General features: G+C 75.1%; 20 protein-coding genes. 10 read left to right on the forward strand and 10 right to left on the reverse strand.

Annotated features, from left to right (window positions below; all coding sequences use genetic code 11):
- A complete protein-coding gene (locus ABT095_RS25860; RefSeq protein WP_350531893.1) occupies window positions 1-1,470 on the reverse strand; it encodes an MFS transporter in 1,470 nt (489 codons plus the stop codon).
- A gap of 115 nt (window positions 1,471-1,585) precedes the next feature.
- On the opposite strand from ABT095_RS25860, the gene ABT095_RS25865 reads away from it, so the two are divergent.
- Entirely contained in the window at window positions 1,586-2,548 is a 963-nt protein-coding gene (locus ABT095_RS25865; protein WP_350531894.1) for a helix-turn-helix transcriptional regulator, read from the forward strand.
- On the opposite strand, the gene ABT095_RS25870 is transcribed toward ABT095_RS25865, so the two are convergent.
- The gene (locus tag ABT095_RS25870) at window positions 2,545-4,938 is read right to left on the reverse strand and encodes a lysylphosphatidylglycerol synthase domain-containing protein (RefSeq protein ID WP_350531895.1); all 2,394 of its coding nucleotides are present in this window, start codon (window positions 4,936-4,938) and stop codon (window positions 2,545-2,547) included. The two genes, ABT095_RS25865 and ABT095_RS25870, sit on opposite strands and share 4 nt — an antisense overlap.
- 164 nt (window positions 4,939-5,102) lie before the next feature.
- Here ABT095_RS25870 and ABT095_RS25875 point away from each other — a divergent pair, with 164 nt between their 5' ends.
- The 3 genes from ABT095_RS25875 to ABT095_RS25885 all read left to right on the forward strand — a co-directional run bounded on the left by ABT095_RS25875 (window position 5,103) and on the right by ABT095_RS25885 (window position 6,511).
- Complete coding sequence (locus tag ABT095_RS25875; RefSeq protein WP_350531896.1) at window positions 5,103-5,381, forward strand: hypothetical protein; 279 nt, start codon at window positions 5,103-5,105, stop codon at window positions 5,379-5,381.
- Window positions 5,382-5,454: 73 nt separating this feature from the next.
- Window positions 5,455-5,934 (forward strand): NUDIX domain-containing protein, encoded by a 480-nt coding sequence (locus tag ABT095_RS25880; RefSeq protein WP_350531897.1) that lies wholly within the window; start codon window positions 5,455-5,457, stop codon window positions 5,932-5,934.
- A 4-nt stretch (window positions 5,935-5,938) separates the two neighbouring features.
- Window positions 5,939-6,511 (forward strand): GNAT family N-acetyltransferase, encoded by a 573-nt coding sequence (locus ABT095_RS25885; protein WP_350531898.1) that lies wholly within the window; start codon window positions 5,939-5,941, stop codon window positions 6,509-6,511.
- 77 nt (window positions 6,512-6,588) lie between these two features.
- Here ABT095_RS25885 and ABT095_RS25890 read toward each other — a convergent pair whose 3' ends face one another.
- On the reverse strand, window positions 6,589-7,284 hold the full coding sequence (locus ABT095_RS25890) for a tyrosine-protein phosphatase (RefSeq protein WP_350531899.1): 696 nt from the start codon (window positions 7,282-7,284) through the stop codon (window positions 6,589-6,591).
- Window positions 7,285-7,337: 53 nt separating this feature from the next.
- Window positions 7,338-8,171, reverse strand: coding sequence for a hypothetical protein (locus ABT095_RS25895; protein WP_350531900.1), 834 nt, complete (start codon window positions 8,169-8,171; stop codon window positions 7,338-7,340).
- Window positions 8,172-8,470: 299 nt separating this feature from the next.
- Between ABT095_RS25895 and ABT095_RS25900 the strand changes: the two genes are divergently transcribed.
- From ABT095_RS25900 to ABT095_RS25915, 4 genes are all read left to right on the forward strand, one after another.
- On the forward strand, window positions 8,471-9,349 hold the full coding sequence (locus ABT095_RS25900; RefSeq protein ID WP_502885006.1) for an RNA polymerase sigma factor: 879 nt from the start codon (window positions 8,471-8,473) through the stop codon (window positions 9,347-9,349).
- Window positions 9,346-10,449: a hypothetical protein gene (locus ABT095_RS25905; RefSeq protein WP_350531901.1), complete on the forward strand. Its 1,104-nt coding sequence runs from the start codon at window positions 9,346-9,348 to the stop codon at window positions 10,447-10,449. The genes ABT095_RS25900 and ABT095_RS25905 overlap by 4 nt, the downstream gene beginning before the upstream one ends.
- 256 nt (window positions 10,450-10,705) lie before the next feature.
- A complete protein-coding gene (locus ABT095_RS25910; RefSeq protein ID WP_350531902.1) occupies window positions 10,706-12,349 on the forward strand; it encodes a protein kinase domain-containing protein in 1,644 nt (547 codons plus the stop codon).
- Between the two features lie 315 nt (window positions 12,350-12,664).
- Entirely contained in the window at window positions 12,665-13,843 is a 1,179-nt protein-coding gene (locus ABT095_RS25915) for a serine hydrolase domain-containing protein (protein WP_350531903.1), read from the forward strand.
- On the opposite strand, the gene ABT095_RS25920 is transcribed toward ABT095_RS25915, so the two are convergent.
- The 4 genes from ABT095_RS25920 to ABT095_RS25935 all read right to left on the reverse strand — a co-directional run bounded on the left by ABT095_RS25920 (window position 13,806) and on the right by ABT095_RS25935 (window position 18,155).
- A complete protein-coding gene (locus tag ABT095_RS25920; protein ID WP_350531904.1) occupies window positions 13,806-14,396 on the reverse strand; it encodes a potassium channel family protein in 591 nt (196 codons plus the stop codon). The genes ABT095_RS25915 and ABT095_RS25920 overlap by 38 nt on opposite strands.
- On the reverse strand, window positions 14,380-15,648 hold the full coding sequence (locus ABT095_RS25925) for a hypothetical protein (protein ID WP_350531905.1): 1,269 nt from the start codon (window positions 15,646-15,648) through the stop codon (window positions 14,380-14,382). The genes ABT095_RS25920 and ABT095_RS25925 overlap by 17 nt, the downstream gene beginning before the upstream one ends.
- 232 nt (window positions 15,649-15,880) lie before the next feature.
- On the reverse strand, window positions 15,881-16,150 hold the full coding sequence (tatA, locus tag ABT095_RS25930; RefSeq protein ID WP_350531906.1) for a Sec-independent protein translocase subunit TatA: 270 nt from the start codon (window positions 16,148-16,150) through the stop codon (window positions 15,881-15,883).
- A 448-nt stretch (window positions 16,151-16,598) separates the two neighbouring features.
- Window positions 16,599-18,155: an MFS transporter gene (locus ABT095_RS25935; protein WP_350531907.1), complete on the reverse strand. Its 1,557-nt coding sequence runs from the start codon at window positions 18,153-18,155 to the stop codon at window positions 16,599-16,601.
- A gap of 110 nt (window positions 18,156-18,265) precedes the next feature.
- Between ABT095_RS25935 and ABT095_RS25940 the strand changes: the two genes are divergently transcribed.
- Entirely contained in the window at window positions 18,266-18,847 is a 582-nt protein-coding gene (locus ABT095_RS25940) for a TetR/AcrR family transcriptional regulator (protein ID WP_350531908.1), read from the forward strand.
- A 31-nt stretch (window positions 18,848-18,878) separates the two neighbouring features.
- On the opposite strand, the gene ABT095_RS25945 is transcribed toward ABT095_RS25940, so the two are convergent.
- Window positions 18,879-19,403, reverse strand: coding sequence for a dihydrofolate reductase family protein (locus ABT095_RS25945; RefSeq protein WP_350531930.1), 525 nt, complete (start codon window positions 19,401-19,403; stop codon window positions 18,879-18,881).
- 30 nt (window positions 19,404-19,433) lie between these two features.
- The gene (locus ABT095_RS25950; protein ID WP_350531909.1) at window positions 19,434-19,766 is read right to left on the reverse strand and encodes a cupin domain-containing protein; all 333 of its coding nucleotides are present in this window, start codon (window positions 19,764-19,766) and stop codon (window positions 19,434-19,436) included.
- Window positions 19,767-19,838: 72 nt separating this feature from the next.
- On the opposite strand from ABT095_RS25950, the gene ABT095_RS25955 reads away from it, so the two are divergent.
- Window positions 19,839-20,108 carry a hypothetical protein gene (locus tag ABT095_RS25955; protein WP_350531910.1) on the forward strand — a complete coding sequence of 90 codons (270 nt, stop codon included), beginning with the start codon at window positions 19,839-19,841 and terminating at the stop codon, window positions 20,106-20,108.
- The last annotated feature ends 31 nt before the right edge of the window (window positions 20,109-20,139 follow it).

Raw genomic sequence — 20,139 nt, forward strand, 5'->3', positions numbered from 1 at the left:
TCAGACGGAGACCAGCTCGCGGTCGGCCGCCCCGCCCGCGGCCGAGGCGGCCGCGCCCCGCCCCGGCAGGGCGAACATCAGCAGGAACACCGCCGCCAGCCCGCCCGCGACCCACCACATCGAGTGGGTGAAGGCGTGCACGAAGGCCAGGCCGAGCGGCCCGCCGGCGTCCACCACCCCGAAGAAGGCCACCGAGGAGAGCCCGAGCCCGAGCGCCACGCCGAGCTGCTGGGTGGTGTTGACCAGGCCGGAGGCCGAGCCGGCGTGCTCCTGCGGCACCTCGGAGAGCACCGCGTCGGTCAGCGGGGCCACCACCAGGCCCATCCCGGCGCCCATCACCACCATCGGCAGCGCCATCTGCCAGGGGTGGATCGCGGTGCCGTAGTACGAGGCCTCGGCCAGGTAGAGCAGTGCGCCGACGGCCATCACCCCGGCGCCCGCCTGCAGCACCCGCCGCCCGAACCGCGGCACCAGCTTCTGCACCGACATCCCGGCCGCCGCCGACACCGCGAGCGAGAACGGCACCCCGGTCAGCCCGGCGCGCAGCGGGCTCCAGCCGAGCCCGAGCTGCATGTAGAGCGTCCAGACCAGGAAGAAGATGCCCATCACCACGCCGAAGGTGAGCTGCACCCCGATGCCGGCCGCGAAGCTGCGGACCTTGAACAGCGAGAGCTCGACCAGCGGCGAGCCGTCCCGCCGCACCTTGGCCTTCTCGTACGCCAGGAACAGCCCGAACACCGGCACGCTCCCGGCCATCAGCGCGAAGCCCCACAGCGGCCAGCCGTTCTCGCGGCCCTGGGTGAGCGGGTAGAGCAGCATCAGCAGGGCGGTGGTGGCGAGCACCATGCCGAGCAGGTCCAGCTTGAGCGCGCGCGGGGAGCGGGACTCGTCCACGTACCGCAGCCCGAGCAGCAGGCCGGCCAGGCCGATCGGCAGGTTGACCAGGAAGATCGGCCGCCAGCCGAGGCCCAGGAAGTCCCACTCCGTCAGCACCGCGCCCAGCAGCGGCCCGAGCACCGCGCCGAGACCGACCATCGCGCCGAACATCCCGAACACCTTGCCGCGCTCCTCGGCGGGGAAGGTCGCGTGGATGATCGCCAGCACCTGCGGCACCATCAGCGCCGCCGTGCCGCCCTGCAGCACCCGGGAGGCGACCAGCATCTCCGGGCCGGTCGCCAGGCCGCAGAGCGCCGAAGCGAGGGTGAAGCCGGTGATGCCGACCAGGAAGAGGCGCTTGCGGCCGTGGATGTCACCGAGCCGCCCGCCGGTGATCAGGCCGACCGCGAAGGCCAGCGCGTACCCGGCGGTGATCCACTGCAGCTGGCTGAACGAGGCGCCGGTCTCGCGCTGGATGCTCGGCATGGCGATGTTGACGATGGTGACGTCCACCAGGTCCATCAGGCTGGCGGTCATCACGACGGCGAGCGCCAGCCAGCGCCGCCGGTCCGGTACGGGGGGTACGGAGGACATCGGGGCCTCTTCTCCTGGGGGTCGGTTCTTGGGCCGCTCGGGCGGCCCGGACGTCTCCGACGGTAGAGGCCATATAGGTCAGATCCTGTCCGCTCTGGCGGGCAGGATGGTGCCCATGACGGACACTCCGGCACGGCTGCTGAGCCTGCTCTCCCTGCTCCAGACCCCGCGCGAGTGGCCCGGCAGCGAGCTGGCCGAGCGGCTCGAGGTCAGCCCCCGCACCATCCGGCGCGACATCGAGCGGCTGCGCGACCTCGGGTACCCGGTCGAGGCGACCAGGGGCGCGGTCGGCGGGTACCGGCTGGTCGCGGGCGCGGCGATGCCGCCGCTGCTGCTCGACGACGAGGAGGCGGTGGCGATCGCGGTCGGCCTGCGGGCCTCGGCGGGCAATGCGGTGGAGGGGATCGAGGAGGCGTCGGTGCGGGCGCTGGCCAAGCTGGTCCAGGTGCTGCCCGCCCGGCTGCGCCACCGGGTCGGCTCGCTCTCCGCCGCGACGGTGCAGCTCACCCTCGGCGACGGCCCCCGGGTCGACCCCGAGGTGCTCACCGTGCTGGCCGGCGCCACCGCCGGGCACGAGCGGCTGCGCTTCGCCTACCGCGCGGCCGACGGCAGCGAGACCCGCCGCCTGGTCGAGCCGCACCGGCTGGTGGCCACCGGGCGCCGCTGGTACCTGCTCGGGTACGACAACGACCGGGAGGACTGGCGGATCTTCCGGGTCGACCGGCTGAGCGAGCCCTTCGCCACCGGCTCCCGCGCGGCCCCCCGCGAGCTCCCGGCCGAGGACGCCGCCGCGTACGTCGCGGCCCGCTTCGCCCACCGGCAGCGGGGCTACGAGGCCGTGGTCACCCTGCACGCCCCGTACGCCGAACTGGCGCCCAGGTTCGAGCGGGCCCCCGGCGAGCTCACCGAGGCGGGCCCGGACCGGTGCACCTACCGGCTCAGCACCGACTCCCTCGACTGGCTGGCCCTGCGGCTGGCCCTGCTCGGCTGCGACTTCGAGGTCCGCCACCCGCCCGAGCTCGCCGCCACCGTCGCGGCGATGGCGGCCCGCCTCACCCGGGCCGCATCGAGAAGCTAGAGCGCCCGCCGGCGCTGCAGCCAGGCGAAGGCCGCCCAGCCGGGCAGGACCGGGGCCAGGAAGGTGAGCACCCGGAACAGGGTCACCGCCGCCAGGGCCGCGCCCCGGTCCATCCCGGTCATCCGGGCCAGACTCTCCGTCAGGAGCGCCTCCACCAGGCCCACCCCGCCGGGCGTCGGCGCGGCGGACCCGACGGCGTTGCCGGCCAGGAAGGCCACCGCGACGGCGGTGAACGAAGGGTGCTGGCCGACGGCCGCCGCGCAGCAGTAGAGGCAGGCCACGAAGGCCAGCGACACGCCGAGCTGCCCGGCCACCCCGAGCGCGAGCTTGCCCGGCTGCTGGGCCAGGTCGAGCAGCCGGGGCAGCACCTCCGCCCGCAGCGGCCGCAGCAGCCGGAGGATCTGCTGCCGCACCCACGGCACCGCGAACCCCACCACGGCCAGCACGCAGGCCCCGGCGCCGATCGCGGCCAGCACCCCGGCCGAGGGCAGTTCGCCGCCGGGCGCCCGCCCGAGCAGGGTGGCGAACAGGCCCAGCTGCAGCAGGTGCAGCACCAGCCCGGCCAGCTGGCCGACCCCGACGCTGGAGAGCGCCTGCGGGGTCGGGATGCCGCTGCACTGCAGAAAGCGGGTGTTCAGCGCGACCCCGCCCACACCGCCGGGCGAGACCAGCTTGGCGAACGAGCCGGCCAGCTGCACCGCCACCGCCCGCCGAAAGCCCAGCCGCTCCGGCACGAACCCGACGAAACCGCAGGTCGCGGCCAGGTGGCTGAGGGTGTACGCGAGCACGGCCAGCCCCAGCCAGAACGGATCGGCGTCGGCCAGCGCGCCGAACGGGTCGAAGTCGGTGCCGAGCAGCGTGTCGATCAGCAGCACCGCGGCGGCCACCCCGGCCCCGACGGTCAGCAGCGTCCGCGGCCGCAGCCGCTCCAGCCGGACGGGCTGCACCTCCACCTGGGGGCGGCCCCGCAGCACCTCCTCGCGGACGGCGGCGAGCAGCTCGGGGTGGCGCCGCAGCGCGGCACGGGTCGCCGGGGCGAGCGCGATCGGCTGCAGCAGCGGCAGCGCGGCGCACAGCTCGGCCGCGCCGAGCACCGCGACCCCGCTGCGGACGGCCCGCTCGGCCCCGTAGTGCAGGGCCAGCGTGCTCAGCATCCCGGCCACGTCCAGGCGCAGCGGCAGCTCCCCGGCCGCGATCTCACCGTCCCCGAGCCCGACCAGGTGCACCTCCCCGCCCGGGCCGACCAGCACCGTCTCCGGCGAGATCCCCCGGTGCGCGATCCGCCGCCGCTGCAGCAACCGCAGCTGCTCCCAGGCGTCCACCAGCACCTCGCCGGGCGGCCCCGGCCGGTCCTCCTGCGCCACGCTCTCGGCCCGGTGCTCCGGGAAGTCGGTGAGTGTCCGCCCCGGGAGGCGGTGGTAGGCGACCAGGGCGGAGTCCGGGCCGAGGCTGGTGGTGGTGGCCAGGTGGCGGGTGCGGACCCCGGCGGCGGTGACGGCGTAGCTGAGCAGCGCTTCGTGCTCCAGGTTGGTCCGCAGCGGGCGCAGGCCGCGCGGGGTGAGCTCGGCCCGCAGCCGCAGCAGCCGCCACAACTGCCCGGCCCAGCCGCTGGCCTCGACCCGGGGGTCGAGCACCAGCACGTCCAGTTCCGGCAGCCCGTCGCGCTGGGTCACGAAGTACCGCCCGGGCCCGACCCGCCGGGCCCGGTCCGGCCGCGTCCCGGCCTGCCCCAGCGCGGCCAGCAGCTGCGCCTCGGCCGGCCGGCAGACCGGCGCCCCCAGGCCGTAGCTGGTGCCGTGCCCGGCGGCCCAGCCGAGCAGCAGGGCGAGCACCAGCGAGAGCGGCGTCGCGTGCCCGGTCGCCAGCCCCGACAGCCCGGAGAGCGCCACCGCCGCGGCGAGCGCGGTGCGCCACTTCGGCAGCCGGGTGGCCCCGGTCGCGGCGAGGAAGGCCAGGACGGGGGCCAGATGGCCGTGGACCACGTCACCTCCGGCCCGGCCCCGCAGCGCCTCGACCCCGCCGAAGGCGGCGTCGAGCCCCAGCGAGAACCCGTACGCCAGCACCGCGGCCGCGACCCCCTCGGCCAGCCCCCGCTGGGCCCGCTGGACCAGCCGCCGGGCGGTGTAGGCGAGCGGGAGCAGCAGCAGCGCGACGGCGGCCACCGCCCGGGCCGGGCCGCCGAGGGCCCACGGGATCTGCTCGGTGCCCTGGGCCACGTCCGCCGTGAGGCCGGCCGCGGCGCCGCGGGCGTTGACGGCCAGCAGCAGGGTGAGGCCGACACCGGCGGCGCCGGTCAGGGCGCGGACCAGTGCGGCGGGGTGGCGGACCCGGAGCTTCTCCGGCTCGGCCTGCACCGCCTCGGAGACGTCGTCTTGTATGACCGTTGGCACGGGGCATGCTCCCACACCCGGGTGGCCGGGCCACCTCGGTCACGTCAGGTCGCTCCGCCCGGCCGCACCGCCGCGCTCGAGGCTACAATCCGGACATATCAGCCCAAGTGTCCGCACCGCCGCGCACTCCGCCCGGCGGGCGGGGCACCGAAGGGAGGTCGACGATGACCAAGCGATCGACGGGCAAGATGACCAAGCTGCGCCGGGGCACCCAGGATCTGCTGGAGCGCCGGGGCATGGCGGCCCAGCCCGGCACGATGCCACCCGAGCGCCACACCGACACGGTCAAGGCCGCGGGCGGCTCGCCCTACCTGGGTGACGTCGCCTTCAGCCACGGCGGCCGCCGGGCCTTCGGCTCCGTCACCAAGCTCTCCGGCCCCGCCCACCACGCCGAGCTGCCGGGCCACCGCCACCGCGGCGCCGAGAAGCACTCGGCGCACTGACGGCTCCTCAACCGGCCGACCTCCGGCGGCACGTACGATGCATCCACCGTCCCGTGCCTGTCGGAGGTCTACCGTGCTCACCACCCGCGACGAGTGGCTCGCCTCGCTGACCAGGGTCTACGCGGCCGCCGGCTGCCTGATCACGGACGAGGGCGGGCGGGTGCTGATCGTCAAGGCGGGCTACCGCGAGCACTGGCAGTTCGTCGGCGGCACGGTCGACCCGGGGGAGAACCCGCAGCAGTGCGCGGGCCGCGAACTCCAGGAGGAGACCGGCATCGTGAAGGAGGCCGGTGAGCTCCTGGTGGTCGCCTGGACCAACCCCTCCGGCGAACTCGCCTACCCCGCCGTGCACTTCCTCTTCGACCTGGGCACCGTCCCGGCCGCCACCCCGATCGTGCTGCCGGAGGGTGAGCTCGACTCCTACCGCTGGGTGGAGCCCGCCGAGGCGCTCACCCTGCTCGGCCCGGCCCGCGCGCTGCGGCTCGAAGCCGGTCTGCAGGCCCGCGCCGACGGCCGCACCCGGGTCGTGACCAGCCCGGGCTCCGGCTTCTGAGCCCGTGCGGATCCTCTGCTACCCCGAAGCCGCCGTGCCGCCCGCCCTGCGGGCCCAGGTCTGGGCCCTCCAGGAGCAGGCCTGGCCGAGCGGCGACCCCGACCCGGGGCTGAGCCACGACCAGGCACTGCACCCCGAGTCGCTGCTCATGGTGGACGAGGACGGGCAGCTGCTCGCCGCCCTCGACCTGCTCAGCACGGATCTCGAGTTCGCGGGGGAGACCTTCCGGGCCTGCGGCCTGAGCACCGTGGCCACCGAGAAGGCCCACCGGGGCCAGGGCCTCGGGCGGCGGCTGGTCTCGGCGGCGCTCGACCGGGTCCGCCGCTCGGGCGCGGACCTCGGCCTCTTCACCTGCGACCGCGGGCTCCAGCACTTCTACGAGACGGCCGGCTGGCAACTGCTGCCGGGCACCGTCCTGGTCGGCGGCACCCCCGCCGACCCCTTCCCCAGCGACAGCCCGGGCTTCGACAAGATCACCATGGCCGACCTCTGCACCCCCAAGGCCCAGGCCGCCGCCCCGCACTTCACCGACGCCCGCCTGCCGCTCTACCCCGGCCTGATCGACCGCCTCTGGTAGCCGGGCCAACGCCAGTCGGGCCGACTCGGCCGGGTCAACGGCAGTCGGGTCCACGCGGCAGGGTCAACGCAGTCGGCTCAACGCAGTCGGGCCCGCACCGCCGCGCGCAGCTCCGCCGGAAGGGTCTGCCGGGCCACCCGCAGGGCTGCGGCGAGTGCCTCCGGCGCGCCGATCCCGGCCTTCGCCAGGGCGGCTTCCACGGCCTCCTGCTCGTCCGGGCGGCCGAGCATCCGCCACAGCGGTCGCAGGTTCGCGGCGCTGAGCCGGTAGTCCGCCACCACGGCGGCCTCCTCGGCCTCGGCCGCGGCGAGCAGCACCAGGGCGGCCAGGCCGGTCCGGTCCCGCCCGGCGCCGCAGTGCACGACCACCCCGCCCGGGGCGGCCTCGGCCACCGCGCGGGCCATCGCGAGCACCGCGCCCGCGCAGTGCTCCAGGTAGGGCACGAAGGCGAGCGGCGTGCCGTCCAGGTGTCCGTACCGCTCCCACCAGGCGGCCCCGGCCAGCTCGTCGAAGGGCACCCTGACCAGCCGGACGGCGCCGTCCAGCGGCAGCAGCGGCCGGTGCTCAGTGGCGTCCCGCAGGTCGACCACGGTGCGGATGCCGTACGCCACCAGCGCGGCGTGGCCCTCTGCGGTCAGCCGGTCGAGGTTGTCGGCGCGGACCACGGCCCGCGGCCTGGTCCGCTCGCCGTCGGCCGTCGGCAGCCCGCCGAGGTCCCGGACGTTCAGGCAGCCGTCCCAGTGCAGCTGCCGCGTGTCGGTCGTGGTGTTCATTCCTGCGCCCCCGTGCTCCGTGTCGTTGGTGCGGGGGCGGAGCAGCCCCTCAGTCACGACAGCCGCAGAGGCCCGGGCGGTTCCAGATCCCCCTGATCGAAGATCCACAGCTCCCGGCCGAGCGTGTCCTCGCAGCGCACGCTGGTGAACCGCTCGTCCCCGGCGGAGAGGAAGCCCTCGGCGACCCCGCGCAGCACCTGCTCGGCCACCCGGTCGGCCCGGCTCCAGCCGCCGGTGAGGACCAGCGTCTTGTCGGCCAGCTCGGCCCGCCGGATCCGCGCGACGGCCGCCGTGGCCATCGCGGCGTTGACGTCCTCCAGCTCGCCGGGGGAGAGGTACGACTCGGTGCCCTGGTCGGCCCCCACCCGGCGGACCAGCTCGGGCAGCCCGTAGTGGCGGACGGCGGCGACGGAGTCCTCCACGGCCACCAGCCAGCGCGGGCCGGGGGCGACGGACCACCAGAGCGGCTCGCCGACGGGCAGCAGTTCGCCGATCGGGGCCCGCCAGAGCTCCCGGCCGGTCGGCCGGTTCGGGTCGGGCCGCAGGCCGGGGCCGCGCCAGTCGGCCTTGGCGGTCAGGCCGAGGTTCACGGTGTACCGGATCTCGTGCTCCCGGTGGCTTTCGGAATGAATGTTCATTCCGAGGTTGGAGTCGTGCCGCTCGGCAGCACCGGAATGAATGTTCATTCTGGTGTTGGAGCCGGGTCGCTCGACGCTGCCGGAATGAATCCTCATTCCGGATGGGTGCCACTCGACGCCGAGCACAGCCCAATACGTCTCGTCCGGGAGGCTGAAGGAGTGCCGCCAGCCGGTGAGCCCCATCGCCCGCAGGGCGGGCGCGAAGTGCTCACGCATCCCCCGGTCGAAGAGCTCGCGGGCAGACGTCATCGACAGCTCCAATCGGAGAGGAGGGGAGGGGAGGGAGGCGTGGGAGGTGAGGAAGGGCGTGGGTGCGGCGGCGGGTGGTCAGCCGGCCCTACAGAAAACGTATGACCGGAGCACCTTTGGCGGCTGCGGGCGAATGGCAGCCGCTGTCAGGACTTTTGTCCCGCGGCCCTGGCCGGAAGGCCCGGACGGCTCCTACGGCGCCCTTACCGGGCCGCCGCGGCGCCTTCACCCGGTGTCCGGCGCTCGTTACTGCTCAGTCACGGCCGAACACCGGCCCCGGATGCCGCATCATGTGGCAGGTGCACATCGCAGAGCCTCAGGGGCCGGGCGCCGACGACGTGGTCGGTGGCCCGATATCACCGGAACCACCCGACCCGGTCGGCGGTACGGCCGACGTGACTGTCGACGTCACGGCCGACGAAACGGCTGGCGTCATGGCCGACGCCACGGTCGGCGTGACCGCCGGCGGGCCGTCGCCGGACGAGCTGACCGCCGCCGTCCACGCCGCGCAGGCGGGTGACGAGGCGGCGTTCCGACTGCTCTTCCGCGCCGTCCAACCGGGTCTGCTCCGCTACCTGCGGGTGCTGCTCGGCGGCGGGCCGGAGGACGCCGAGGACATCGCCTCCGAGGCCTGGCTGCAGATCGCACGGGACTTGGGCAGCTTCAGCGGGGACGGCGACGGCTTCCGGGGCTGGGCGGCGACGGTGGCCCGCAACCGCGCGATGGACCACCTGCGCAAGGTCCGGCGCCGCCCGGTGGCCGACCTCCCGTTCGAGTACCTGGCCGAGCTGACCGCCGCCGAGGACACCGCGGGCAGTGCGCTGGCCACCGTTTCCACGGCCGACTCGCTCGCCCTGATCGCCCGGCTGCCCCGGGACCAGGCGGAGGCCGTGCTGCTGCGGGTGGTGCTCGACCTGGACGCCGAGAGCGCGGCCAAGGTGCTCGGCAAGCGCTCCGGCAGCGTCCGGATGGCCGCCCACCGGGGACTGCGCAAGCTCGCGAAACTGCTGGAGCAGCCGGGCGGCGGCCAGGCCGACGGGGTGCCGCGCCAGCGCGACTCGGGGGTGTGGAGCGGCCGCCGCGCGGCCGCGCCGCGCGGGGCGCCGGAAAACTCTCCGGAAACCTCCGCCAAAGGTGTGACACAACCCAGAGCCGCGACGCTGAAGGACATGAGATGAGCACCAACCGATCCCGTCGGATCGACCAGGCCACGGCCGAGCAGCTGCTCGGCGGCGGCACGGTCGGCACGTCGGGCGGTCCGGCCGCCCTCGCCGACAACGCCGCCCTCGCCGGGCTGCTCGCCGCCGCCGCTGCCCCCGCAGCCGGCGCGGCGGAGCTGCCCGGGGAGGCCAAGGCGATGGCGGCGTTCCGGGAGGCCCGCCGCACCCCAGCCCCCGAACCCCGGAGACGCACGATGGCGAGCACCGCGCCCGCGCGGGCCTTGAGCGCGAAGAGCGCCAAGGCCCTGCTCGCCGCGCTCGCGCTGACGGCGCTCGGCGGGGTCGCAGTGGCGGCCACCACAGGCATCCCCGGTCTGCCCGTCGTGCTCGGCGGCGCCCGTGGCGGTTCCGGTGGCAGTCCCGCGTCGGCCGTCTCGGTGCCGGCCGGTACGAGCGCCGCGGCCAGCGAGCGCCCGTCCGTCCGTCCGAGTACCGCGCCCGACCGCACCCAGGCCTTGGGCTCTGCGAAGACCGCCCCCGCACCCACCCACGGCTCCGAGAGCTCGGCACACCCGGACGGCTCCGCCACCCCGGGCCGCCCCGACCAGGGAAACAGCCCGGCCGTGGCCGGGCTGGGCGACCTCTGCCGCTCCTTCGAGGACGCCGAAGCCAACGGCGGCAAGGCGAAGCAGCTGCTCACCACCCCGCCGTACGCCCCGCTGGTCGGCGCGGCGAAGGGGGCGGAGCACGTCGAGGCGTTCTGCACGAGTCTGCTCGGCAAGGGCAAGGACCACGGCGGCCCCGCCACCACCCCGCCTCGCTCCGGCCCGACCAAGGGCCCGGCCGACTCCGCCCCGTCGAAGGCCGCCCACGTGGACGGGCAGGCCCAGGCCCAGGCCCTCGCGCTGACCGGCCAGGTCCAGGCCCTGACCTCCGGGCTGCCCGCGGGCCTGGGCGCCGTGGCCCCCGCCGCGGGGCCGCTGCCCGACCTGACCTCCCTGACCTCCCTGACCGGCGCGCTCACCGCGCTGCCCGGCCAGGTCGCCGCCGCCCTGCCGCCGCCACGGCCAGGGCTGCTCCCCTCCCCGGCCGCGCCGAGCGGCGTGCCGGTGGGGTGAGCCGAAAACTCCGGACGGACGGCGGGCGAATCCCCCCGGGCCCGTCGTCCGTCCGGTGCAGCCGTGGCCCCGCCCGGCTGCCGTACCAAAGCCCCGGGAGGTCGGTGGGCTCCCCCGTGTCCACCGCCCTCCCGGAACACCGCCCCCGCTCCGGTGGCGGGCACCGGCACCCCTCCGGCCCCGCGGCGGCTATCGTGCACAGGTGCACGAGGCGGCCCGGAGCCTTCGGCCGGGGTTCTGAGGGGAGCGGTGCCAAGTGATCGGACGCGCACTCAACGGGCGGTACGAGCTCGTCGAGATACTCGGCGTCGGCGGCATGGCCACGGTCTACCGGGGCCATGACCGGGTGCTCGGCCGCCAGGTCGCGGTCAAGGTGCTCAACGGCGGCCTCGCCGACGACCCGCGCTTCGCCGAGCGGTTCGGCCGCGAGGCCCAGCACGCCGCGATGCTGGTCCACCCCCGGATCGTCATGGTCTTCGACTCGGGCGTCGACCAGGGCTCGCCGTACATCGTGATGGAGCTGGTCAACGGCGTCTCGCTCAGCCAGCTGCTGGTCGGCGACGGCCTGCAGCAGAGTGCCGGGCTGCCGGTCGAGCGGGCGGTCGGGATCGCGGCCGCCGTCTGCGAGGCGCTGGCGGTCGCGCACGGCGCGGGCCTGGTGCACCGGGACATCAAGCCGGGCAACATCATGATCACCGCCGACGGCGGGGTGAAGGTGGTGGACTTCGGCATCGCCCGGGCCAGCTCCTCCAGCGGCGCCCAGCTCACCCAGACCGCCACCGTGCTCGGCACCGCCGCCTACCTCTCGCCCGAGCAGGCCATGGCCGGCGAGGTGGACGGCCGCTCAGACCTGTACGCGCTGGGCTGCGTGCTGGTCGAGATGCTCACCGGCGCCCCGCCGTTCACCGCCGACGCGCCGGTGGCGATCGCCTTCAAGCACGTCAACGAGCACCCCACCCCGGTCTCGCTGCACCGCGCGGACATACCCCCGGCGCTGGACTCCGCCGCCCTGCGCCTGCTCGCCAAGGACCCTGCGGCCCGCCCGGCCGACGCGGCCGCCGCCCGGGCCGAGCTGCTCGCCGCCGTGCCCTCCGCGGCCGCCGCGGATCGCACCGCCGAACTGCTCGCCGCGACCCAGGCCATCCCGCCGGTCGCCCCCGGCCATCCGACCCCCGGCTACCCGACCCACGGCTTCCCGGCCACCGGCATGCCCAGCAACGCCTACCCCGCGTACGCGGACCCGCAGCGCACCTCGCTGCTGCCGCCCACCGCGCCCCCGCCGCCGCCGTACGATCCGCCCTCCCAGCCGCAGCGCCGTCGGCCGCTGGTACTCGCGGGTATCGGTCTCGCGGTGGTGGGCGGCGCCGCCGCCATCGCGGCCTTCGCCCTCAGCGGCCCCCCGGCCAAGTCGAAGGCCACCCCGCCCGCCTCGCCGGCCCCGGTCACCTCCTCGGCCGCGCCCTCGCCGTCCCCCTCCGCCTCGCCCGCCCGCAGCGCGAGCCCGTCCCCCACGGCCAAGGCGGGCCCGGCGGCGGCGCTCGCGGCCCTGGCCTCGGTGATCGGTGACGCCCAGTTCAGCAAGGAGAAGGGCGCCCAGGGCGATCTGCTCGGCCTGCTCGACGACGCCTCCGCCGCGATCGCCGACCACCAGCCCCAGCGGGCCGACCAGGCCCTGCGCTCCGCCAGCAGCCTGGTCCGCGCCCTCGCCAAGAAGCACGCGATCGACGGCCCCACCGCCCAGAACTGGCAGAACCGGATCAACTCCGTGCTGGCCACCCTCCACCCCCAGCAGCCCAGCACCCGCACCCAGCAGACCCAGCAGCCGACCGACGCCCCGACCTCCCTCCTCGACTGGCTCACCGGAACCAGCACCGGAACCGGCACCGACGACGGGAACTAGGGCCGGGCCCACGACGCCGCGCGCTGATCCGACAAGACCGGCCGGGCAGGCCCTGGGCGCCCCCGGCCTGCCCGACCGGCACCGGAGCGCGGGTGCCGGCGGGCACCACCGGTAAGGGGTCGTGCACCGACGGCCGGCCGCCGACGGGCCCGGCGGCGGCAACGCACCCGGGTTGCATCCCCTGGGCAGGGCCTCGCCCCCGGCCGGGCCCCCGGGCAGCCGGAGCTGCCCTGGGTACGGCCCTGGCGGCACGTCAACTCCAGGTCGGGGCATGAGAGTTTCCTGGGCATCGCCGAATGCCCTGGGAGCCAGCACATGACCACCCGCCGAGGTCTCCGCCTCGCCACCGCCCTGCTCGCGAGCACCGTCGCCCTCGCGCTCACCCCGGCCGCCGGGGCGTCGGCCGACGCCCGCAGTGCTGACACCGCCGCCCGCAGCGCTGACACCGCCGCCCTGCAGCGCGGGCTGGACGCCGTCACCACCGAGGCCGGTGCGGTGGGCGCGATCGCCGAGCTGCGCGACCACGGCCGGGCCGTCTGGCGTGGCGGCTCCGGGCTGCGGGAGCTCGGCGGCACGGCCCCGGCCCCGGTGGACGGGCGGTTCCGGGCCGGCAGCGTGACCAAGACCTTCGTGGCCACCGTGCTGCTGCAGCTCTGCGCCGAGGGCAAGGTCGGCCTGGACGAGGGAATCGAGCGGTACCTGCCCGGCGTGGTGCCCGGCGGCGCCGGGATCACCGTGCGGCAGGTGCTCAGCCACACCGCCGGGATCTTCGACTTCACCGAGGACTCGCGGTTCGCCGCCGACACCGAGGCCCAGCAGGAGCAGCTGCTCGCCACCGACCGCTGGCGGACCTGGACCTCGCCGCAGCTGATCGCGGTGGCCACCGCGCACGCCCCGTACTTCGCCCCCGGCCAGGGCTGGCACTACTCCAACACCGACTACCTGCTGATTGCCGAGGTGATCGAGAAGGTCAGCGGCCACGACTGGCGCACCGAGGTGAGCCGCCGCGTCCTGCAGCCGCTCGGCCTGCGCCAGACCTCACTGCCTGGCACCTCGACCACGATCCCCGGCCCGCACGCCCACGGATACCTCGCGCTGAGCTCCGGCCCGGCCGACATCACCGAGCTCAACCCGTCGATGGCGGGCGCGGCCGGCGAGCTGATCTCCACCACCGAGGACCTGACCAGGTTCAACGCCGCGCTGTTGGGCGGCCGGCTGCTCGCCCCGGCCCAACTGGCCGCGATGACCAGCACCGTGCCGGCCGACGCCGAGCCGCCCACCGAGTACGGCCTGGGGCTGATGAAGCTCTCGCTCTCCTGCGGCGCCGTCTGGGGCCACCCGGGCGGGATCTACGGCTACACCACCTACGTGTTCGGCAACCGCGCGGGCACCCGCGAGCTCGCGATCTCCGCGACCCCGTACGACCCGGTCAAGTCCGCACGGCTGACTCCGACCGTCATCGCTCTGATCGACCGCGCCTTCTGCGCCGCTTAGGAGCCGCCTCGCGGTGGCTGCGGGCCCGCTTCTCCAGGATGCTCCGCAGGTGCCGCGAGGCGGTGGTGGCCCCGGCGGTCAGGAAGACCAGGCTGTAGGCGATCTGCAGCATGACCACCAGCCGGGCCCCCTGTCCGACCGGCACCACGTCGCCGAAGCCGACGGTGGCCAGCGTGATCACGGTGAAGTACAGCGCGTCCAGCCGGGTGTTCAGCCCGCTGAACTGGCCGTCCCGGCTGAGCGCGTCGTACGAGCCGGCGAAGACCGCCAAGGAGAGGCAGCTCAGCAGCAGGATCATGATCAGCGGCCGCCCGGGCAGCCCCAGCACGTCCCGCCGGATCTGCCGCAGCAGCAGCCCGGCGACCACCGCCAGCGCCAGGACGAAGCAGCTCCAGCTCAACCACGGCCGCTCGGGGCCGAACAGCGTGCGCGGCAGCAGGAAGTAGAGCGCGAGCACCACCACCGGCCCGCCGAGCACCAGGGCCCAGTGCCAGGCCTGCCAGCCCAGCCGCCCGGGCCAAGGCCGCTCAGGCCGCTCAGGCTGCTCCGCCACGCCCGGTCACCCCCTCGGGCTCGTCGAGGAGCTCGAGCACGCCGAGCACGGCGAGCAGCCCGAGCCCCAGCCAGGCGAGCACCGACCCGCTCGGGTAGTCCCACAGCACCAGGACGAGCACCGCGAGTGCCACCGCCAGCCACCCCAGCGCCTGCTTCCAGCGGTGGACGAACCGCCCCACCGGCCCCAGCCGCAGCCCGAACCGCTCGGCCGTCTGCCGGACGGCCCCGAACCCGGGCCGCCAGAGCTGCCGCAGCTGCCCGGCCCGACGCCCGCCCCCGCTCACCCAGGCCCCGAACGCGACCAGCACCCCGAGCACCACGACGGCCCGCACGGTGGTGCGCAGGTAGTGCGTCAGCGCGTCGTAGACCGCCCGGGCGGCGGCCTGGTCGACCCCGGCGGGCAGCCGGTCCAGGTAGAGCGCGCGGAAGGCCGTCAGCCCGAGGCCGAGCAGCGCCGCCCCGGCCGCCGCGCCGAGGGCGGCGGTGACGGCGGCCCGGCGGCGCCTGGTGGCCAGCAGCACACCGCCGACGGCGCAGGCCAGCGCCAGCACGGGCAGCCAGAACCCGGCCAGCTGGAGCAGTCGCATCCCGGTGCGGACCTTGGGCAGGGCGTCGGAGCGGATCAGGACGTAGTCGGTGTGGATCTCCGGCAGGTGCGCGGCGGCGCCGATCCCGGCGGCCACCAGCCTGCCCTTCACCTGGTCGACCACCGGGGCCAGGTCGAGCGTCACGGTGTCGCCCTGGAGCTGGACGGCGCCGCCGCCCTGGCCGGTCAGCATCCGGTCCACCGCGTCGTGCGCCTGCCGGTTGACGGCCACCCAGACGGTGGCGAAGGCGTCGCTGTCCACCACCTGCTGCACCTCGCGGTGGACCAGCGCGGTGAGCCCGCCGGTGAGGGCCGAGCCCAGCCTGCCGAGGGCGGCGTCGAGCAGCGGCCGGTCGGCGGGGGCGACCTGGTCGAGCAGCGAGTCGACCGGCAGCCGCGCCGCCACCGCCGTGGTCACCCGGTCGGTGACCGCCGCCCGGACGGCCGGGTCGGTGGCCAGCGGGGCGACCGTCGCGAGGTACCGGTCGGTGTCGGTGACCTGGCTCTTGGCCCAGGCCGAGAGCACCGAGAGCGGGGTCAGCAGTACGGCCAGCAGGATCAGCAGCGCGGCGCAGCAGGCGCGTACCCGGCCCCGCACCGGCCGGGCCTCCAGCTCCGCGATCCGGGCACGCAGCTCGTCCGCCTCGGGGCGGCCCTCTGCCATCCGTACCTCCGGGAGCTGGGCGGCTGCTCACCAGGAGACAACAGAACACCGGCGGCGGCCACTCGGCCTGACTGTGCGCCAGGCCCCGGTAACGACAGGGCCCCGGGAACGACGGAGGCCCGGGAAGGACAGGGCCCCGGTAACAACAGGGCCCCGTGAACGACAGAGCCCCCGGCCCGTCAGCTGACGGAGCGGAGGCTCGGTGCGGCCGGGCGCGGGGCCCGGCCGGGGCTCAGGACGTCGTCTTCGACGGGGTCTCGTCGGCCTTGGTGACGTTGACCGGGGCGACCGCCGGGCGCGCCTGCTCGGTGGAGGCGGCGGTGGAGTTCGCGGCCTCGGCCGGCGGCTCCTCCTCGCGGAGCGCCTTGGTCTCGGCCTTGAGGATGCGCATGGACTTACCCAGCCCGCGCGCCATCTCGGGAAGCTTCTTCGAGCCGAACAGCAGGATGATCACAGCCAGCACCACCAGGAGGTGCCAGGGCTCCAGTCCGTTGCGCAGCATCCCTGACCACCGGTCCCTTCGGAATTCTCGCCGTTTCACAGCCGAGCGAGCTTGCCCGGTCTCCTGGCCAGTATGCCTGGCGCTACTCCCGAACGTATACATCGGCCGGGAAACGGAGGTCAAAGACCGGAAGGCGCATCGGGGTCGCCGTCTTCACCCCTGGTTCGCCCGCCGTCCGGGCGCCGTCCGGAGCGGCCCACCGGGCCCGGCCGGGGTGACCGGGCGCCACCTGCGGGTAAGGGCCTGGTCCGGTCGGGCCGGAACCGATCGCTCCGCCTCGGGCGGCCTGTCCGGCCTGTCCTGCTTCGTCCCGGTCGCCGAGGCGGTCCGGACGCTCGGAAGGGTGCCCCGGAATCCGTCACGTCACCGGCCCGGGCAGCGCGAGAGCCCCGGGGCGACGGGTGGTCCGTCGCTCCGGGGCTCCGATGCCGCGCTCCCTCCGGCCGGCTCAGGCGGCCAGGCCCACCTGCTGCTCGGCCGCGGCCTCCGCGGTGCGGGCCGGCAGGTGCGCCAGCAGGCGGTGGGCGGCCAGCGAGCCGCCGAGCATGCAGACCAGGCCGACCACGGCGGCCAGGTGCATGCCGTCCGCGAAGGCGGCGCGGCCGGCCTCGAGCAGCTGGTCCCTGGTCTGGCCGGGCAGCTGGGCGGCCATGGTGACGGCGCCGCCGAGGGTGTCGTGGGCGGCCCGGGCGGCGTCGCCCGGCAGGCCCTGGGGCAGGGCGTCGGCCAGGCGGGCCTTGTAGACGGCGGCCCCGGCCGCGCCGAGCAGGGCGATGCCCAGCGAGCTGCCGAGCTCGGTGGCGGTCTCCGAGGTGGCCGAGGCGGCGCCGGCCTGCTCGGCGGGGGCGGCCGAGACCACCATCTCGGCGGTGAGCGTCATGGTGCCGACCGTCCCGGCGGCCAGCACCCCGGCCGCGGTGAGCACCAGGGCCAGCGGGGAGCCGGGCCCGACCATCGTCATCAGTCCGAAGCCGGCCGCGCCGACCAGGAAGCCGCCGGACATCAGGGCGGCGGGCCGCACCTTGCCGGCCAGCGCCCCGGTCAGGCCGACGGCGGCGCCGACCCCGACGCTCGGCAGCAGGCCCCAGAGCGCGGCGGTGAGCGGGCTGAGGCCCTTGACCAGCTGGAGGTACTGCGAGGTGAAGAGGGTGAAGCCCATCATCGCGAACATCGCGACGGTGTTGACCGAGATCGCACCCGAGAAGGTGCGGTTGCGGAACAGGCCGAGGTCGATCAGCGGGTGGGCCGCCGTCCGGAGCCGGTGCACCAGCAGGACGCCGAACCCGAGCCCGGCCACCAGCGAGAGCGCGGGCAGCAGGCTCCAGCCGTCCACGGCCAGCGTCTTGATGCCGTAGACCAGCGGCAGCACGGCGGCGATCGAGAGGCCGGCGCCCAGCAGGTCGAAGGAGCCGCGCTGCTCCGCGCGGTACTCGGGCAGCAGGGCGGGCGCGGCGAGCAGCACCAGCGCCATCACCGGCACGGCGGCCAGGAAGGCCGAGCCCCACCAGAAGTTGTCGAGCAGCAGACCGCCGGCCACCGGGCCGAGGGTGGCCCCGGCCATCATCGCGCCGCCCCAGGCGGCCAGTGCGCCCTGGCGCTGCTTCCGGTCGTGGAACATGTTGCGGATCAGCGCCAGCGTCGAGGGCATCAGCGTCGCCCCGGTGACGCCGAGCAGCGCCCGGGCGGCGATCAGCCCGCTCGCGTCGTGTGCCGTGGCGGCCAGCAGCGAGGCGGCGAGGAAGCCGCCCGCCCCCAGCATCAGCAGCTTGCGGCGGCCGATCCGGTCGCCCAGTGCGCCCATCGGGATGAGCAGGCCGGCCAGCAGGAACGAGTACATGTCCATGATCCAGAGCTGCTGGGTGCCGCTCGGCCGGAGGTCGGTGCTGATGAAGGGGACGGCGAAGAACAGCACGCCCATGTCCATCGCGATCACGAGGGTCGGGAGCAGGAGGACGGCCAGGCCGGTCCATTCGCGGCGGCCTGCGAGGCCGTGGGTTGCGGTCATGTCGATGACTGTACGGGCGTGTCAGACATCTGTCTAGTACGGACGTCTCAATCTCTTGTCTCACTCATCCGTGCAAGACATCTGTCCAGATCCTGGCGTAGGCTCGCGGCATGGGAAATCGAGAAGACCTGCTGGCCGGCGCCAAGACCTGCCTCTACGAGAAGGGGTACGGGCGCACCACGGCCCGGGACATCGCCACGGCCGCCAAGGTCAGCCTGGCGGCGATCGGCTACCACTTCGGCTCCAAGGAGGCGCTGCTCAACGCCGCGATGCTGGAGGCCGTCGGCGAGTGGGGCGAGGCGGTCCAGGCCGCCCTGTCGGCGGCCGCCACCGAGACGCTCACGCCCGAGGAGCGGTTCGCCGTCACCTGGGAGCGGGTGGGCGGCACCTTCGTCGAGTACCGGGGCCTGTGGGCGGCCCAGTTCGAGGCGATCGCCCAGATCGACCGCACCCCGGAGCTCAAGGATGCGTTCGGCGGGGTCCAGCGGGTGGCCCGGCTGGCGCTCACCGCGATGTTCCAGGGCCAGGAGGACGTCCCCGGCAGCGAGGACGACTACCTGCTGGGCACCTTCTACCAGGCCCTGCTGGCCGGCTACGCCATCCAGTGGCTGGTGGACGTCGACCAGGCCCCGACCGGCGCCGACTTCCTGGCCGGCCTTCGGCTGGCCGCCCAGCGGGTGCTCGGAGCCTAGGTCCGGTCCGGTCCGTCCGGCCGGCCAGACCCTAGGCCCGGCGGTAGTGCTCGTAGACCACCCGGGAGGCGAAGACCCTGGTCTCCACCAGGGTCAGCGGGACGTCGGTGGTGACCGGAGGCAGGAAGGGCGTGCCGCCGCCGACCAGGACCGGGTTGCGGAAGATCCGCAGCTCGTCCACCAGGCCGAGCTCGACCGCCACCTTGGCCAGTCCGGCGCCGCCGATCGCGACGACCCGGTCGGCCAGCGCGGCGGCCTCCTCGGCCAGCGGGCCCCGGGCCAGGCGGGCGTTGCCCTCGACGGAGTCGAGCGTGCCGCTGAAGACCACCTTCGGGAGGGCGCTCCAGGCGTCGGCGAACTCGGCCCGCAGCTCGTCCACCCGGATCGCCGGATCGGTCTCCCAGGGCAGCATGGTCTCGTAGAGCCGCCGCCCGCAGAGGAAGCCCTCGAGCTCCCGGATCTGCTCCAGGTGGCAGCGGAACTGCTCGTCGCTCGGCACACCCCAGTCGAACGCACCGTCGCGGTCGTTGATGAAGCCGTCCACCGAGACGTTCATCGAGTAGATCAGCACGGCCGGTCCTTCGGGTCAGTTGGTCACGGCGGTCAGCAGGACCACGGAGTCCACGTGGGCGAGCAGCCCGTGGCGCTCCTGCGGGATGGCCCGCAGCTGCCCGGCCCGCAGCTCGTGCCGGCGGCCGGCCACGGTGAGCGAGACGTGGCCGCGCAGCACCTGGAGGCTGGCGGCGGGCGGGGCGTTGTGCTCGTCCAGCGAGGAGCCCGCGGTCAGCGCGATCAGGCTCTGGCGCAGTACCCCGTCGTGCACCACCAGATGCGAGCTGCGCCCGTGCGGGCCCGCCGCGGCCAGTGCGGCATGCTCATCGGCCAGAGCGGTGAGGTCGGCAGGTTCGGAGTCAGCCATGCTGCCGACCATAGGTGCCACCGGCCCTTTCCGCCGGTTGCGGGGTGTGCGGGCGGCCGTGATGGTGGAGGCATGGCGACGAATCAGAGTTTCATGGGTGGATTCCAGGTCAACCGGCACATGCTGGCGGCCGGGGCGGCGCTCACGGGCGTCGGCGCGATGATCGGACTGGCCGGTACGGTGATCGTCGGGGTGGCGCTCGCCACCGCCGGCCGGGAGTGGGTGCACCAGCTGGAGACCCCGCCGGGCGAGCTGGCGCACCGCACACTGCACCAGGCCAGGATGGCCTCGATGGCCGGTCTGGAGGCCTGGCGCAGCGAGCACGGCACTTCGCCGAACTGAGCGGCTCGGCGGTTGAGGACCTGCCCGTCGC

Source organism: Kitasatospora sp. NPDC002227 (genome assembly GCF_040296285.1).
Classification (GTDB): domain Bacteria; phylum Actinomycetota; class Actinomycetes; order Streptomycetales; family Streptomycetaceae; genus Kitasatospora.